The 13,671-nt window shown below is 70.3% G+C and carries 14 protein-coding genes; 5 read left to right on the forward strand and 9 right to left on the reverse strand.

Going from position 1 to position 13,671, the window contains the following annotated elements:
• The first annotated feature begins 159 nt into the window (after positions 1 to 159).
• Genes ON26_RS11975 through ON26_RS11985 form a run of 3 tightly spaced genes read left to right on the forward strand, consistent with a single transcriptional unit; the run spans position 160 to position 2,740 of the window.
• Positions 160 to 1,104: a metal ABC transporter substrate-binding protein gene (locus ON26_RS11975; RefSeq protein WP_040796146.1), complete on the forward strand. Its 945-nt coding sequence runs from the start codon at positions 160 to 162 to the stop codon at positions 1,102 to 1,104.
• Positions 1,101 to 1,859, forward strand: coding sequence for a metal ABC transporter ATP-binding protein (locus ON26_RS11980; protein ID WP_040796147.1), 759 nt, complete (start codon positions 1,101 to 1,103; stop codon positions 1,857 to 1,859). The genes ON26_RS11975 and ON26_RS11980 overlap by 4 nt, the downstream gene beginning before the upstream one ends.
• A 41-nt stretch (positions 1,860 to 1,900) precedes the next feature.
• Positions 1,901 to 2,740: a metal ABC transporter permease gene (locus ON26_RS11985; protein ID WP_373280936.1), complete on the forward strand. Its 840-nt coding sequence runs from the start codon at positions 1,901 to 1,903 to the stop codon at positions 2,738 to 2,740.
• Positions 2,741 to 2,916: 176 nt separating this feature from the next.
• Here ON26_RS11985 and ON26_RS11990 read toward each other — a convergent pair whose 3' ends face one another.
• The 9 genes from ON26_RS11990 to ON26_RS12025 all read right to left on the reverse strand — a co-directional run bounded on the left by ON26_RS11990 (position 2,917) and on the right by ON26_RS12025 (position 11,526).
• Positions 2,917 to 3,657: an LGFP repeat-containing protein gene (locus tag ON26_RS11990; RefSeq protein ID WP_040796149.1), complete on the reverse strand. Its 741-nt coding sequence runs from the start codon at positions 3,655 to 3,657 to the stop codon at positions 2,917 to 2,919.
• Between the two features lie 172 nt (positions 3,658 to 3,829).
• Positions 3,830 to 4,183: a hypothetical protein gene (locus ON26_RS11995; protein ID WP_040796150.1), complete on the reverse strand. Its 354-nt coding sequence runs from the start codon at positions 4,181 to 4,183 to the stop codon at positions 3,830 to 3,832.
• Positions 4,184 to 4,257: 74 nt separating this feature from the next.
• Positions 4,258 to 4,404, reverse strand: coding sequence for a hypothetical protein (locus tag ON26_RS33320; RefSeq protein ID WP_157171874.1), 147 nt, complete (start codon positions 4,402 to 4,404; stop codon positions 4,258 to 4,260).
• Between the two features lie 319 nt (positions 4,405 to 4,723).
• Positions 4,724 to 7,423 carry a fumarate reductase/succinate dehydrogenase flavoprotein subunit gene (locus ON26_RS12000; RefSeq protein WP_051026972.1) on the reverse strand — a complete coding sequence of 900 codons (2,700 nt, stop codon included), beginning with the start codon at positions 7,421 to 7,423 and terminating at the stop codon, positions 4,724 to 4,726.
• On the reverse strand, positions 7,420 to 8,172 hold the full coding sequence (locus ON26_RS12005; RefSeq protein WP_040796151.1) for an ABC transporter ATP-binding protein: 753 nt from the start codon (positions 8,170 to 8,172) through the stop codon (positions 7,420 to 7,422). The genes ON26_RS12000 and ON26_RS12005 overlap by 4 nt, the downstream gene beginning before the upstream one ends.
• Complete coding sequence (locus tag ON26_RS12010; RefSeq protein WP_051026981.1) at positions 8,169 to 8,975, reverse strand: ABC transporter permease; 807 nt, start codon at positions 8,973 to 8,975, stop codon at positions 8,169 to 8,171. The genes ON26_RS12005 and ON26_RS12010 overlap by 4 nt, the downstream gene beginning before the upstream one ends.
• Positions 8,976 to 9,070: 95 nt before the next feature.
• Positions 9,071 to 10,498, reverse strand: coding sequence for an ABC transporter substrate-binding protein (locus ON26_RS12015; protein WP_040796152.1), 1,428 nt, complete (start codon positions 10,496 to 10,498; stop codon positions 9,071 to 9,073).
• A 45-nt stretch (positions 10,499 to 10,543) separates the two neighbouring features.
• Positions 10,544 to 10,771: a 4Fe-4S dicluster domain-containing protein gene (locus ON26_RS12020; protein WP_040796153.1), complete on the reverse strand. Its 228-nt coding sequence runs from the start codon at positions 10,769 to 10,771 to the stop codon at positions 10,544 to 10,546.
• The gene (locus tag ON26_RS12025) at positions 10,771 to 11,526 is read right to left on the reverse strand and encodes a GntR family transcriptional regulator (protein WP_040796212.1); all 756 of its coding nucleotides are present in this window, start codon (positions 11,524 to 11,526) and stop codon (positions 10,771 to 10,773) included. The genes ON26_RS12020 and ON26_RS12025 overlap by 1 nt, the downstream gene beginning before the upstream one ends.
• A 348-nt stretch (positions 11,527 to 11,874) precedes the next feature.
• Between ON26_RS12025 and ON26_RS12030 the strand changes: the two genes are divergently transcribed.
• Together ON26_RS12030 and ON26_RS12035 are read left to right on the forward strand one after the other, a co-directional pair.
• On the forward strand, positions 11,875 to 12,474 hold the full coding sequence (locus ON26_RS12030) for a metallophosphoesterase (RefSeq protein WP_040796154.1): 600 nt from the start codon (positions 11,875 to 11,877) through the stop codon (positions 12,472 to 12,474).
• Between the two features lie 203 nt (positions 12,475 to 12,677).
• A complete protein-coding gene (locus tag ON26_RS12035; RefSeq protein WP_040796155.1) occupies positions 12,678 to 13,652 on the forward strand; it encodes a GlxA family transcriptional regulator in 975 nt (324 codons plus the stop codon).
• Positions 13,653 to 13,671 lie beyond the last annotated feature (19 nt).

The following is a 13,671-nucleotide window of genomic DNA, read 5'->3' on the forward strand; positions in this document are numbered from 1 at the left end:
AGTGAACCACACCACAGCCTGCTTTGTGAACGGTATTTAGTAAAAGGTGTTCATTCACTTTTCCCGATCGCGTGCTGCGGGTTTGCGGAAGCTTCGTCGATGTCTCCACGTATAATCGAAGTTGAAAGTTAGGGTGACCGAAACTTAGAATCCGGTCGTATGAAGCTCGTTGTGCTCCGCCGGTCCACCGCGTCGGCGCGCTCGCCGATCGCGGCGCTGTTGGCCTGCCTGCTCGCGGTCACGCTCACCGCCTGCGGGGCCGCCGACGGCGACGACGATCCGCGTCCCACGGTATTGACGACCTTCACCGTGCTGGCGGATGTCGCCAGGAATGTCGCGGGCGACCATCTGCGGGTGGAGTCCATCACCAAGGTCGGCGCGGAGATCCACGGCTACGAGCCGACGCCCGGCGACATCAAGAAGGCCGCGCGGGCCGATCTGGTGCTCGACAACGGCCTGAACCTCGAGGCATGGTTCGAGCAGTTCCTCGCCCAGATCGACGTCTCGCGGGCGGTGGCCAGCGAAGGCGTCGAGCCGATCGACATCACCGGCGACGCCTATGCGGGCAAGCCGAACCCGCACGCCTGGATGTCGCCGCTGAACGTGCGCGTCTACGTGGACAACATCGTGCGCGCCTTCACCGAGCTCGACCCCGCCCACGCCGCGGACTTCCGCGCCAACGGCGAGCGCTACCAGGCCGAACTCGACGCCGTGCACCGCGACCTGGTGAACGCGCTCGCCGCCCTGCCCGAGCATCAGCGCGCCCTGGTGACCTGCGAGGGCGCGTTCTCCTACCTGGCCAGGGACGCCGGCCTGACCGAGAAGTACATCTGGCCGGTCAACGCCGAACAGCAGGCCACCCCGCAACAGATCACCTCGGCCATCGACTTCGTCCGGGCGCGCTCGGTGCCCGCCGTGTTCTGCGAGTCGACGGTCTCCGACGCGCCGATGCGGCGCGTGGTGGAGGCGACGGGCGCGGCCTTCGGCGGCGTACTGTACGTGGATTCGCTGTCCGAACCGGACGGTCCCGTGCCCACCTACCTGGACATGATCCGGCACGACGCGCGCACCATCGCCACCGCACTGACCGGGAGGCCGGCATGAGTGAACTCGCCACCGAGACTTTCGCCGTCGAGGTCGACGACGTCACCGTGCGCTACGGCGAGGTGCTCGCTCTGGACGGTGTGTCGCTGACGCTGGCGCCGGGCCGGATCTGCGGCCTTGTCGGCATGAACGGCTCGGGTAAATCGACGCTGTTCAAGACGATTGTCGGCCTGGTGAAACCCACGACCGGCGCGGTGCGGCTCTACGGTGACTCGCCGCGCGCGGCCCGCCGGAGCGGGCTGCTCGGATACGTCCCGCAGAGCGAGGACGTCGACTGGACCTTCCCGCTGACCGTGCGCGATGTGGTACTCACCGGCCGGCACGGCCGCATGGGATTCCCGCGCAGACCGCGCCGCGCCGACAAGGAGGCGGTGGATCGGGCGCTCGCGCGCGTGGATCTGACCGACCTGGCCGACCGGCAGATCGGCGCGCTGTCGGGCGGTCAGCGCAAGCGGGCGTTCGTGGCCCGCGCACTCGCCCAGGAGGCGACGCTGCTGCTGCTCGACGAACCCTTCGCCGGTGTCGACAAGCGCTCCGAAGCCGCCATCACGGCCTTGCTGCGCGAACTCGCCGGCGAGGGTGCCGCGATCCTGGTGTCGACCCACGACCTGCACGCCCTGCCCGGCCTGGCCGACGAAGCCGCTCTGCTCATGCGCAAGGTGCTCGCGCGCGGCCTGCCCGAGGACGTGCTGCGGCCGGAGAATCTCGCCGCGGCCTTCGGCCTGGACGTTCTCGACCGGGAGGTCAGCTCGTGAATCCGATCGACTACGTCGTGGAACCGCTCGGCTACGAATTCATGGTCCGCGCACTGATCACCACCGTGGCGGCGGCGACCGTGTGCGCGGTGCTGTCCTGCTGGCTGGTGCTCATCGGCTGGTCGCTCATGGGCGACGCGGTCTCGCACGCCGTGCTGCCGGGCGTGGTGCTGGCCTATATCGCCGGGCTGCCGTTCGCGGTCGGCGCGGTGGTGTTCGGCTTCGCCGCGGTCGGGGCGATCGGGGTGGTCCGCGAGACCAGCCGGGTCAAGGAGGACGCGGCGATCGGCATCGTGTTCACCACGTTCTTCGCCGCGGGCCTGGTCATGGTGTCGGTCACGCCGAGTCAGACCGATCTCAACCACATCGTCTTCGGCAATCTGCTCGGTGTCGATCGCGCCGACCTGATCCAGGTGGTCGTGCTGGCCGGGATCACCCTGCTCGCGCTGGTGCTGCTGCGCCGCGACTTCACCCTGTTCGCGTTCGATCCCACCCACGCCCACGCCATCGGCCTGAACCCGCGCCTGCTCGGCAGCGCCCTGCTCGGGCTGCTCGCGTTGACCGCCGTGGTCGCCCTGCAGGCGGTCGGCGTGGTGCTGGTGGTGGCCATACTGATCATCCCCGGCGCCACGGCATACCTGCTGACCGACCGCTTCCAGCGCATGCTGCTCATCGCCCCGGCCATCTCGGTCGCCGCGGCGGTGACCGGGCTGTATCTGAGCTACCACCTCGACACCGCCTCGGGCGCGATGATCGTGGTCGTCCAGGGCGCGGTGTTCGTGCTGGTCTACCTCTTCGCCCCGAGACACGGCGTGCTCGGCCGCAGGTTCACCGCGGGCCGGGATCGCCGCCGGGACCCGGTCGGCCTCGACGCGGCGTAGCGACGGCCACGGCAGCCGCCGTGGCCGTGGCAGGCACTGCGGCGTAGGCGGACGGGGCCGAGGCCGGGCCCGTCACTCGGTTCGCTGCGGCCGGGCGGACGGCCCTTGGGCATGGGCGCCCGGCGCACGCAGATGCCCGGCGTCGGTACTCGCGACGCCGGGCATCGGGTGCGGGGTCAGGGCTCCCAGGTGATGCGGCCGCCCTGGAAATCCTGGGCCTTGCCGTTCTCGTAGTCGTACTCGTCGCTGGTCGGGTAGCCGTAACGGCCGCCCTCCGCGCCCGCGGCGACCCACTTGTCGCGGATCACGCCCCAGACGGGGTGCGCGCCGGTGCGCTGGGTGTAGTAGATCGCGCCGCCGTTGAACAGGTTGTAGCGGCCGTTGTTCGTGGTGCCCGCCTCGTCGGTGACCGGGAATCCGAGCGGGCTCGACTCCCAGCCCAGCTGGCCCCACTTGTCGCGGATCTTGCCGGCGACGGTGTGCGCGGCGGTGCCCAGCGACCAGTAGATGCTGCCGTTCTGGAAGTGCGTGAACACACCGGAGTTGCCCGGGGTGTTCAGCGTCCGCGATACCGGATAGCCCAGATTGCCGCCCTCGGCGCCCAGGCTGTTCCATTTGTCCCGGACAAAGCCGCCGACCTGGTGCGCCCCCACGTCGCCGCGCCAGTAGACGGCGGCGTTGTTCGCGAAGACCTGATAACGGCCGCCTGCCGCGGCGTCCAGCTCGGGACCGGTGGGATCACCGAGGGCGGCCGGTCCGCCCGCCTGGTCGAACTCCACCTCGATCGCCCCGCCGACGTCGAACGCGCCGACCGGGCGGGCGGCGGCCACGCCCAGGGCCGAGGTGAACAGCACCGCGAACGTCGCGGTGGCGGCCGCGGCGCGACGGGCCGCGCGGGACTCCGGAAGCCGTGTCATGGGGGTAACTCCTGATCAGGTCGATGCCGCGACGGCGCCGAGGAGTTCGGCGAGAGTATCGCAGCGTAGCGGACAGGGACCGACGACATCGACATCATCGGATCCGCTCCGATGGGCGTTAGCCGCAGGTGGCGCGACTCACCTTCTGCCGTGGCGGCTGCCGATGACGTGGTCACCCACCGATGACGCCGCCGCCGATGGAGAGGTAGGCGAGCAGCAGGAAGAAGAAGAACCAGCCCACACCCTGCCAGATGGGCCAGACCTGCCCCCGGCGCCAGCGCAGGAAAGTGATCACGAACGCGCCGATCCACCCGGCCGCCAGCACCACCGCGGGGCCGACCACCATGGTCACCTGCGAGGTGGTGTCACACAGCATCCGTTGTGCCTCGCAGGCGTCCCTGGCCGACGCCCAGATCGCGATGACCACCCCGGTCAGCACGGCCAGAGCCAGGACCACGACACCGAATCGCATCGCTTCCCGCGATCCCTTGGGATCGGACCAGCGCTTCTCCACATCGTCGACCATGAGTACCTCCTCTGCCCGGTAGTTGCCGATGGGGGCGGTCCCAAACCGGGCGGGAGGATCAGCGGGCGGGAGGATCAGCGTGCGGTGGACAGGTCCGGCGGTTCGGGACGATCGTGGCGCATCTCGAACCAGTAGGTGAGGACGACCGTCGCATACGCGGAGACGACGACCAGCGCGGTGACGGCGAGAAGGATGAACAGAAGGGCGACCAGCAGAGCCATGTTTGCTCCCGGGAACGGGTCGTGACGGTGTCCGCTCCAGCGAGGGGTGCCGCGTCGCGCCCCTCGAAACGACGGACTCACCTCGAATCCTAGAACCCCGGCGTCGCTGTCGCATGTCGGGCGCGCTGTGAAGCCCGTCATGTCCTGTTACTTCGGGACGTGAAGCGACCCCGCCCGCGAGAAGTCGGGCGGGGTCGCGGACGATCACGCGGGATCGGCTACGCGCCCGCACTTTTCGGTGCCATCGGCGATGCCCGGTCGGGTCGGCTGCGTAGATCGGGCCGCCAGCTGTCGATGACCGGCAGCCGCGGCCGAGATGTCAGGCGGTGACGGCCCTCCTGGCGTAAGCGCGCACGTCGGCGTCGGTATCGGCGGTGGCACTGGTGAGCCCGTCGTGCGCACCGGGATGCTCCGGCCAGCGCGCCAGCGAGAGCACCGCCGCCTTGCGCACGTCCAGATGCGGATCCGACAGGGCCCGAACAAGCGGCGGCACAGCGACTTCCGGTGCCGCGCCGGCCAGCCCACGGGCCGCGCCGACCCGCACCTGCCAGGCGGACTGGGTGAGCGCGGAGGCGAGATCGGCGGCGTCCGCGTCGGTGGCGCCGATCGCGGCGAAGGCGGTCAGCGCGGCCGCCCGCACCAGCGGATCGCGATCGCCCGAGAGCGTGCGGATGACCTCGTGACCACCCGTGCCGATCACGGCCAGCCCGTTGGCGACGGCGATCCTGACCTCCCGATTACCGTCGTCCGCCAGTCGCGACACCCCGTCCACGTCGTCGAGGGCGACGAGCGCGCGCACCGCTTCGATACGCACGCGGTGATCGGGATCGCCCAGCGCCACGGTGTAATGCTCGGCCGCGCCCGCACGCAGCGCGCGCAGCAGATCGACCACGGTGGCCCGGACCAGCGGGTCGGGGGAGCCGAGCCGGTCGGCCAGTCCGTCCGCCCGCGGCAGCACTTCCACCAGTTCGCGCAGGCTCTCGGCGGCCGTGCGGCGCACCGAGGCGGCCGGATCGTCGAGCGCCTCGATGAGCGGACCGGCGAAACCGTCCGGGGTGTTCTCGGTGAGCACCGCAAGCGCCGCCGCCCGCACGCCCGCGTCCTCGTCGGCCAGGTAGGACGAAAGATCCTGCACCGTGGGCGAATCCAGCGCGAGCAGAGTGACGATGCGGGGCGAGGGCGGGGTCGCCGGCCTGGCCGGTCGCGCCGCCGCGGGCTCGTCCTCCCGGTCGGGAGCCCGGCCCGCGCGCACCGGCGGCTGCTCGACCGCGAGATCGGGGCCGGAGGAGGGGATGTCGTCGAGGCCCGGCACCGGCACCAGATACGGCGCGACCGGACGCTTGAGGAACTCCATCTCGCCCGCGTCGTTCTTGCGCAGGTTGAGGTGGTAGCGCCAGTCGGCATCGTCGCGCTCGGGGATGTCGGCGCGCTCGTGGTAGAGGCCCCACCGGGATTCGGTGCGGGTCAGCGAGCTGCGCGCCGCCATCTCCGCGCAGTCGCGGATGAACGACACCTCCACCGCGCGCATCAGCTCGTGCGGCGTGCGTGCGCCGATGCCCTCGACCTCGGCGCGCATCCGCTCGAAGGTCTCCACGGCCAGGCCCAGCTTGGTGGCCGTCTTCGGCGGCGCCACATAGTCGTTGACGAACCGGCGCAGCTTGTACTCGACCTGCGGCTGCGGCGGGCCGTCGGGATTGCGCAGCGGTCGGTAGATCAGCTCGTGCGCGGCCTCGATCTGGTCCTGCGGCAGTTCGGCAGGCGCGGGCACGTCGGCGAGGGTGCCCGCGGCGTGCGCGCCCGCCAGGTCGCCGAAGACGAACGCGCCGATCATGTAGTTGTGCGGCACGCAGGCCAGGTCGCCGGCGGCGTAGAGGCCGGGCACGGTGGTGCGCGCGTGCTCGTCCACCCACACGCCCGAGGCGGAATGCCCTCCGCACAAACCGATCTCGGAGATGTGCATCTCGATGTCGTGGGTGCGGTAGTCGTGCCCGCGATTGGCGTGGAAGGTGCCGCGGGTGGGGCGTTCGGTGGTGTGCAGGATGGATTCGAGGGTGCTCAGGGTCTCCTCGGGCAGGTGCGAGACCTTCAGATAGATGGGTCCGCGGGCGGACTCGATCTCCCGCTTCACCTCGGCCATCATCTGTCCCGACCAGTAGTCGGAGTCCACGAACCGCTCGCCCTCGGCGTTGACCTGATAGCCGCCGAACGGATTGGCGACATACGCGCAGGCCGGGCCGTTGTAGTCCTTGATGAGCGGATTGATCTGGAAGCACTCGATCCCGGACAGCTCCGCGCCGGCGTGGTAGGCCATCGCGTAGCCGTCGCCCGCGTTGGTCGGGTTCTCGTAGGTGCCGTAGAGGTAACCGCTGGCGGGCAGGCCCAGCCGCCCGCACGGTCCGGTCGCCAGGATCACGGCCTTCGCGCCGACCACCACGAACTCTCCGGTGCGGGTGTTGAGGGCCGCGACACCGACAGCGCGCCCTTCGTCGGTGAGCACCCGCACCGGCATCAGCCGGTTCTCGATGCGGATCTTCTCCCGGTTCTCCCGCTTGCGCAGCACCCGGTAGAGCGCCTTCTTGACGTCCTTGCCCTCGGGCATCGGCAGCACGTAGGAGCCGGAGCGGTGCACCCGGCGCACCGCGTACTCGCCGTACTCGTCCTTCTCGAATTTCACGCCGTAGCGTTCGAGGCGCTGCACCATCGCGAAACCCCGGGTGGCCGTCTGGTAGACGGTGCGCTGGTCGACGATGCCGTCGTTGGCGCGGGTGATCTCGGCGACGTAGTCCTCGGGTTCGGCCTTGCCGGGGATCACGGCATTGTTCACGCCGTCCATGCCCATCGCCAGTGCGCCGGAGTGCCGCACGTGCGCCTTCTCCAGCAGGATCACGTGCGCGCCCTGTTCGGCGGCGGTGAGCGCGGCCATGGTGCCCGCAGTGCCGCCGCCGACGACGATCACGTCGGTGTCGAGCCGGACGGCTGCCGAGAGGTCGGGAATGCTCGCGATGTCGGGGGTGCTCACAGATACTCCAGGATCTCGGCCCGAAGCGCGGGCCGGTCGACCGGCGTGCGCGGATCGGGGGCCTCGACGACGGCCCGCAGCGCGCCCGCTCCGGAGCTGTCGCGTCCGAGCACGGCGATGCGGTCGCCGAGGCGAAGGGCCTCGTCGAGGTCGTGGGTGACGAACACGACGGTGGTGGGATGGGCCTGCCAGGTGTCGACGAGCAGACGCTGCATGGTGGCCCTGGTCTGGGTGTCCAGCGCGCCGAACGGCTCGTCCATCAACAGCGCGCGCGGCGCGCCCGCCAGGCCGCGGGCCAGCTGGACGCGCTGGCGCATGCCGCCGGACAGGTCGCGCGGCAGGTAGTCGGCATAGGGCGTGAGCCCGACTTCGTCGAGCCAGCGCAGCGCGCGGGTGCGGCGCTCGGCACGGGGAACACCGCGCAGCTTCAACGCCAGCTCGATATTGCCGCGCGCGGTGCGCCAGGGCAGCAGCGCGTCGTCCTGGAAGACCAGCGCGCGGTCGGCGGACGGCCCGGTGACCGGCACGCCCTCGGCGAGGACCGTGCCGCCCTCGGGGGCACGCAACCCGGCCAGCGCACGCAGCAGACTCGACTTGCCGCAGCCGGACTTGCCGACCAGCACCAGGATCTCGCCCGGCACGATCTCGAGGTCGATCCGCTCGAGGACGGTGCGTCCGCTGTAGCCGAGGCGCACCCCTCGCAGGCTCAGCCCCATGCCGGTGGTGGTGGAGTTCAGGGTGCCGGTCATCGTCGGTCCTCTCTCGGCAGCCAGCGGGTGACCCGGCGTCCGGCCAGTTCGACCAGCCCGGAGGTGGCGAAGCCGAGGATGCCGATGGTGATCATGCCGACGAACACCCCGGGATAGTCGACGATCGTGTACGCCTGCCAGGTGCGGTAGCCCAGGCCGAGCCGGCCGGAGATCATCTCCGCCGAGATCAGGCAGATCCACGCCACGCCCATGCCGACCGACAGGCCGCTGAAGACGCCGGGCAGGATGCCGGGGAACACGACCCGGCCGAGCACGTCCCAGCGCGAGGCGCCGAGCGTGCGGACCGCGTCTTCCCAGATGGTCGGCAGTGCCCGCACCGCGTGCCTGGTGCTCACCAGCACCGGGAACAGCGACGCGGTGAACGTGATGAACACGATGCCGGACTCGTCGCTGGGGAACAGCAGGATCGCCACCGGCACCAGCGCGATCGCCGGAATCGGCCGGACCAGCTCGGTGAGCGGCCCGAAGACGTCGCTGAGCAGCCCCGAGCGCCCGAGCCCGATGCCCGCGAGCACGCCGACCACCGCGGCCAGCCCGAACCCGGTGATGATGCGGATGAGCGACTGGCCGATGTCGAGGAAGTACTCCTGCCTGCCCAGCTGCTCGCCGAACTCGGCGAGGATCTCGGTGACCGTGGGCAGCGCGTCGAACCGGAGACCGGCCCGCACATCGTTGACGGTGAGCAGTTGCCACAGTCCGATCGCGGCGAGCACCGAGGCGACGCGGATCAGGCGGGACCGCCACTGCGAGCGGCGCGCCGGGGCGGACCGGTCGGCCGCCACAGCGTTCGCGGCGTCCGTGGGCCCGACGGCCGGGGGCTCGGCTGTCACCGATCCGGCAGCCCTGGATTCGGTCAGCGCGGACTCGGCGACGGTACTCACGGACGCACCTCGGCGATGGCCTGCTCGTAGCCGACCGGGACCGCGCCGGGATGGGCCTGCCGGTACCGCTGGGCGGCCGACTCGGTCGTGAACGGCAGGAACTTCTCGCCGTCGCGCAGCCAGACCGCCTTGTCGGCGAACCAGCGGGTGCCCAGCTCGGCATCCGGGATGTAGGCGGCCCGGACCTGTGCGCCTGCGGCCTTCGCCTCGCGCACCGCGCGCAGCAGGCAGTTCGGGTCGGCGGCAGGCTGCGGCTCCTCGGCCCCGTCTAGCCACACCTCACCGGCGGCGGCCGGATCGCCGGCCTCCACCTTGCACACCGGGTCGGTGCCGCTCACGCGGCTCGGATTGGCCCTCTCGGCCAGCGCCCGGTCGTAATCGCCCTGGCCGGTCGCCGCGAAGGCCTCGCGCAGCGGGGCGTCGTCGACGAAGCCGGCGATGTCGAGTTCGGCGAAATCGCCGATCGACTTCAGGTACGGCACATCGCCCTCGAGCGCCTCGACGAGACTCGGCTTGAGCGTGGTGTCGAAGCTGGTGCCGCCGGGACCGTTGTAGAGGTAGACGACCTCCTGCGGCAGACCCGAGCCCTCGGCGACGATGCGCGCCGCCTCGAAGGGCTGCTCGTTGAGGAAGTTGGTCGCGTCGAGTTGCGCTGCCAGGAAGGCCTGCAGCACTTCGGGATGCTCGGCGGAGTAGGCGCGCCGGGCGACCACGCCATGGAAGGTCGGATAGTCCAGCTCGGCGCCGTCGTAGAGCAGCTTGGCCTTGTCCTGGAACACCAGCAGCCCCGGCCAGGCCACGAACTGCGAAAGCCCGCTCACCTGGTGCGATTCCAGTGCGCTCGCACCCACCTGCGGCTGCTGATTGACCACCTCGACACCGCTCGCCGGGTCGATGCCCGCCCGCGACAGCGCCTGCACCAGCGTGCCGTGCCCGGCGGAGCCGACGCTCGCCGACACCTTCCGGCCGGCCAGATCGTGCAAGCCGGTCGCGGTCGAATCATTGGGCACCACGACCATGTTCAGCGCGCCCTTGGGGTTGTACCCGGTCACCGAGACCAACGAGGTGGCCGACCGCTCATTGGCCTGCGTGCGCGAGCCGTTGATGAGCAACGGGTAGTCGCCCATCGAGCCGATGTCGATCTTCTCGGCCACCATTTGCGCGGTGATCGGCGCGCCGGTGTCGTAGTCCTGCCACTCGACCTGGTACTCCGCGCCGCCGGATGCGGTGATCGCGGCGAGCCGCTGCTCCAGGAATCCCTTGGCGCGCAACAGTGTTCCCGCGGTCACGGTGTTGATGGTCTTGGACTGGTAGCCGATGACCACCTTCACGGTGCCCGCGGGTGCGTCGTCGGAGGGCTCCAGAGAACAGCCCGCCGCGGCGAGGGCGGCGGCGAGCAGGACGGGGACGAGGCGTGCTTTCATCGTTCTCTCTTGATCGTTCTCTGGGACTCGGGTCGATGTGCGGGCTCAGCGGAGCAGATAGGGCATGTTGACGGAGACGGCGCCGGTGGGGCAGCGGGCGGCGCAGGGCCCGCAGTACCAACATTCGTCGACGTGCATATAGGCCTTGCCGTTGTCCGGGTTGATCGCCAGCGAGTCGAGCGGGCAGATCTCCACGCAGAGCGTGCAGCCTTCGATGCACAGCGATTCGTCGATCGTGACGGGGATGTCGGCGCGCTGGTTCACCAGTGCCATTACAGGACCCTCCATTCGGGATTGCCGCGGGACAGGCTGCCGCGCATGGTGATTCGGTCGCCGCGCATGCGGATGTACTCCAGGTCCACCGGCCTGCCGCCGTCGAGGCGCGAGAGCCGCTCGAGCATGAGCAGCGGTGCGCCCGCGGGCAGGTCGAGCGTGGTGGCGGTGTGCGGATCGGCCGCCACCGCCTCGAGTGCCAGGTCCGCCGAGCCGAGCGAGCAGCCCGCGATCTGTTCGATGAGCACGAAGATGTCGGTGTTCTCCAGGTCGTGCTCGAGCACCTGTGCGCCGATGTCGGGGGTGAGGTAGGTCAGGTCCAGGCTCAGCGGCATGTCGGCCAGGTAGCGCAGCCGCTCCACGTGCACGACCCGCTCACCCGGAGCGAGTTCGAGCCTGCGGGCCACCGCGGGCGGGGGAGTGATGTGGGTGGCGACCCGCACTTCGTTGCGCACCGTGCCGTGGCCCTTGAGCGTTTCCTGCAGGCCGAGCAATTCGTCGAGTCCGTGGTCGTATTTGCGGCGCGCGACCCGCGTGCCCAGCTTCGGGGCGCGTTCGATCAGACCCTCCTCCTTGAGCAGGGTCAGCGCCTCCCGGATGGTGTTGCGCGAGGCCGCGTATTCCGCCGCCAGTTCCTGCTCGCCGGGCAGCGCGTCGGCGAACGCGCCGACATGGATCTGATGGCGCAGCAGGTCGGCGACCTGGCGCGCCTGATCCGCGCGCAACCGCCGGATCGGCGCCGGTTGGGCTCCCATTCGCTCCGCCTCTCCCTCGCTGACCTGCACGAACAGCGACGATAGACCCGTTCGGCAGGCGAAAATCACCCGCGGGGAGATGGTCGTGACCTTGCGCTCACTTTGCGCCAGGCGGGGGCGCGCATCGACCAGCGCGAACATCGAGGCGCCGGGTTATTACGCCACCCGGCCGCTCAGGTCTCGAGTTTCGATCACGCCGATTCGAATGCCCGGTTCGGGGGGCGGACCGCGCCACCGCGCGCCGAGGGCGCCGGGACCGATCCAGGAAATCGGTGGCAGTGCGGCGGCCGAGCGTGATCAGCTGGACCGTTCGCGATTCTTGCGGACGCTACCGGAGGAGAAGACATCATGGGTGAGACCTGGTTCACAGCCGACCTGCACCTCGGCCACCGCCTGTGTACCCGGCTCCGCGGCTTCGGCGAGGACACCGAGGCGCACGATCGCGCCCTCGCCGAGCACTGGGACGCCGTGGTCCGCCCCGATGACCAGGTCTGGGTGCTCGGCGACATCTCCATCGGCTCCGGCGCCGCCGAACGCCGAGCTCTCGCCTGGATCGCGCACCGCCCCGGCGTGAAGCACCTCGTCGCGGGCAACCACGACCCCTGCCATCCCCTGCACGTGCGCTCCCATCTCGCCCAAGCCCGCTTCCTGGCCGTCTTCGCCTCGGTCCAGTCCGCCGCCACCCGCAAGATCGAGGGTGAGCGAGTGACGTTGTCGCACTTCCCTTATCGCGACGACGCCGACGGCGACCACTCGCCCGAACTCCGCCACAACGAATGGCGGCCCGTCGATCTCGGCGGCTGGCTGCTGCACGGACACACCCACTCGGAGATCGCGCAGCGCGGGCGGCAACTGCACGTCGGCGTGGACGCCCACGGGTTCGCGCCGGTGCCGTTGCGGTGGGTGGAGGACAGGCTCGCCGATCGCGCGAACGCCGGCGCCCGCTGAACCACCGGATACAGCAGCCGGTTCGTGAGCCGAGAGGTCGGAGGGGATTCTCCGGTCGACGGAACGGTCTCGCCCGGCGCCGAGGTGCCTGCCCATTCACCCACGGGGCGCGGCAACGGCGGGGGTGGACGCCGAACCCGCCGAGTTCTGTATCGTCGCTGCGTTCTGTGTCGTCGTTGACGGCCGTCTCGGAAGTGGGTGCTGTGCGGATCGCAATTCTGGCCTACGAGGGCTGTTTCGCCTCCGAAGTATTCGCAGTCTCCGATTTTCTGCGCATCGCCAATCATGTCGCCAGCGGCAACGGCGCCGCTCCCGCCGATCTGTTCCGGACGTCGGTGGTCGCCGCGTCGCCGGAGCCGGTGGCCGCAGCGGGCGGGTTCACGATCGGGGCGAGCGCATGGCATGACCGTTTCGATCTGCTCGTGGTACCAGGGTTCGAGCTCACGCCCGCCGCCGACCTGGACGCCCGGCTCGGCGACCGCGGCCGCGAGATCGCCTTTCTGCGCACCGCGGGGCGCCGCCGCACCCGGATCGCCTCGGTGTGCGTCGGCGCCTTCCTGCTGGGTGAGGCCGGTCTGCTGAACGAGCGACGGTGCACCACGTCCTGGCTGTTCGCCTCGGCACTGGCCAGGCGGTATCCGCGGTCGACGGTGTGCGCGGAGTCGCTGATCGTCACCGACGAGCACATCACCACCACCGCCGCGTTCACCGCGTCACTCGACCTCGCGACCAGCATCGTGCGGGACCATCTCGGCGCCGACGTCGCGCGGGCCGCCGCACGCATCACCCTGGTGGCGGAGAACCGGACCAGCCAGGCGCCGTACGTGGTCGAGTCCATGGTGCAGACGACCGCGGGGCCGTTCGCGATCGCGGTCCAGCACTGGCTGGTCGATCACCTGGCCGAGCCCTACAGCCTCTCCCGGCTGGCAGAGGCGTTGCACGTCAGCACCAGGACGGTGCTGCGGCGCTATGCCGAGGAGACCGGCTGTTCACCGCTGCACTTCCTGCAACAGGCGCGGATCGGCGCGGCCAAACGACTCCTGACCGACACCGATGTGCCGATCGGCGAGATCCCGCGACGCGTCGGGTATCAGGACCCGAGCACGTTGCGCCGACTGTTCTCCGATCGCGTCGGCATGGGGCTCGGCGACTACCGCCGCCGGTTCCGCACACGCTGAGGGCCGAGCGACGCGGTGG

The organism is Nocardia higoensis NBRC 100133 (assembly GCF_000308595.1).
GTDB classification, from domain to species: Bacteria; Actinomycetota; Actinomycetes; order Mycobacteriales; family Mycobacteriaceae; genus Nocardia; species Nocardia higoensis.

Excerpts from the sequence above, each read along its gene's own strand:
- ON26_RS11975 (WP_040796146.1), top strand. The coding sequence starts at position 160 with ATGAAGCTCGTTGTGCTCCGCCGGTCCACCGCGTCGGCGCGCTCGCCG.
- ON26_RS11980 (WP_040796147.1), top strand. The coding sequence starts at position 1,101 with ATGAGTGAACTCGCCACCGAGACTTTCGCCGTCGAGGTCGACGACGTC.
- ON26_RS11985 (WP_373280936.1), top strand. The coding sequence starts at position 1,901 with ATGGTCCGCGCACTGATCACCACCGTGGCGGCGGCGACCGTGTGCGCG.
- ON26_RS11990 (WP_040796149.1), bottom strand. The coding sequence starts at position 3,657 with ATGACACGGCTTCCGGAGTCCCGCGCGGCCCGTCGCGCCGCGGCCGCC.
- ON26_RS11995 (WP_040796150.1), bottom strand. The coding sequence starts at position 4,183 with ATGGTCGACGATGTGGAGAAGCGCTGGTCCGATCCCAAGGGATCGCGG.
- ON26_RS33320 (WP_157171874.1), bottom strand. The coding sequence starts at position 4,404 with ATGGCTCTGCTGGTCGCCCTTCTGTTCATCCTTCTCGCCGTCACCGCG.
- ON26_RS12005 (WP_040796151.1), bottom strand. The coding sequence starts at position 8,172 with ATGACCGGCACCCTGAACTCCACCACCACCGGCATGGGGCTGAGCCTG.
- ON26_RS12015 (WP_040796152.1), bottom strand. The coding sequence starts at position 10,498 with ATGAAAGCACGCCTCGTCCCCGTCCTGCTCGCCGCCGCCCTCGCCGCG.
- ON26_RS12020 (WP_040796153.1), bottom strand. The coding sequence starts at position 10,771 with ATGGCACTGGTGAACCAGCGCGCCGACATCCCCGTCACGATCGACGAA.
- ON26_RS12025 (WP_040796212.1), bottom strand. The coding sequence starts at position 11,526 with ATGGGAGCCCAACCGGCGCCGATCCGGCGGTTGCGCGCGGATCAGGCG.
- ON26_RS12030 (WP_040796154.1), top strand. The coding sequence starts at position 11,875 with ATGGGTGAGACCTGGTTCACAGCCGACCTGCACCTCGGCCACCGCCTG.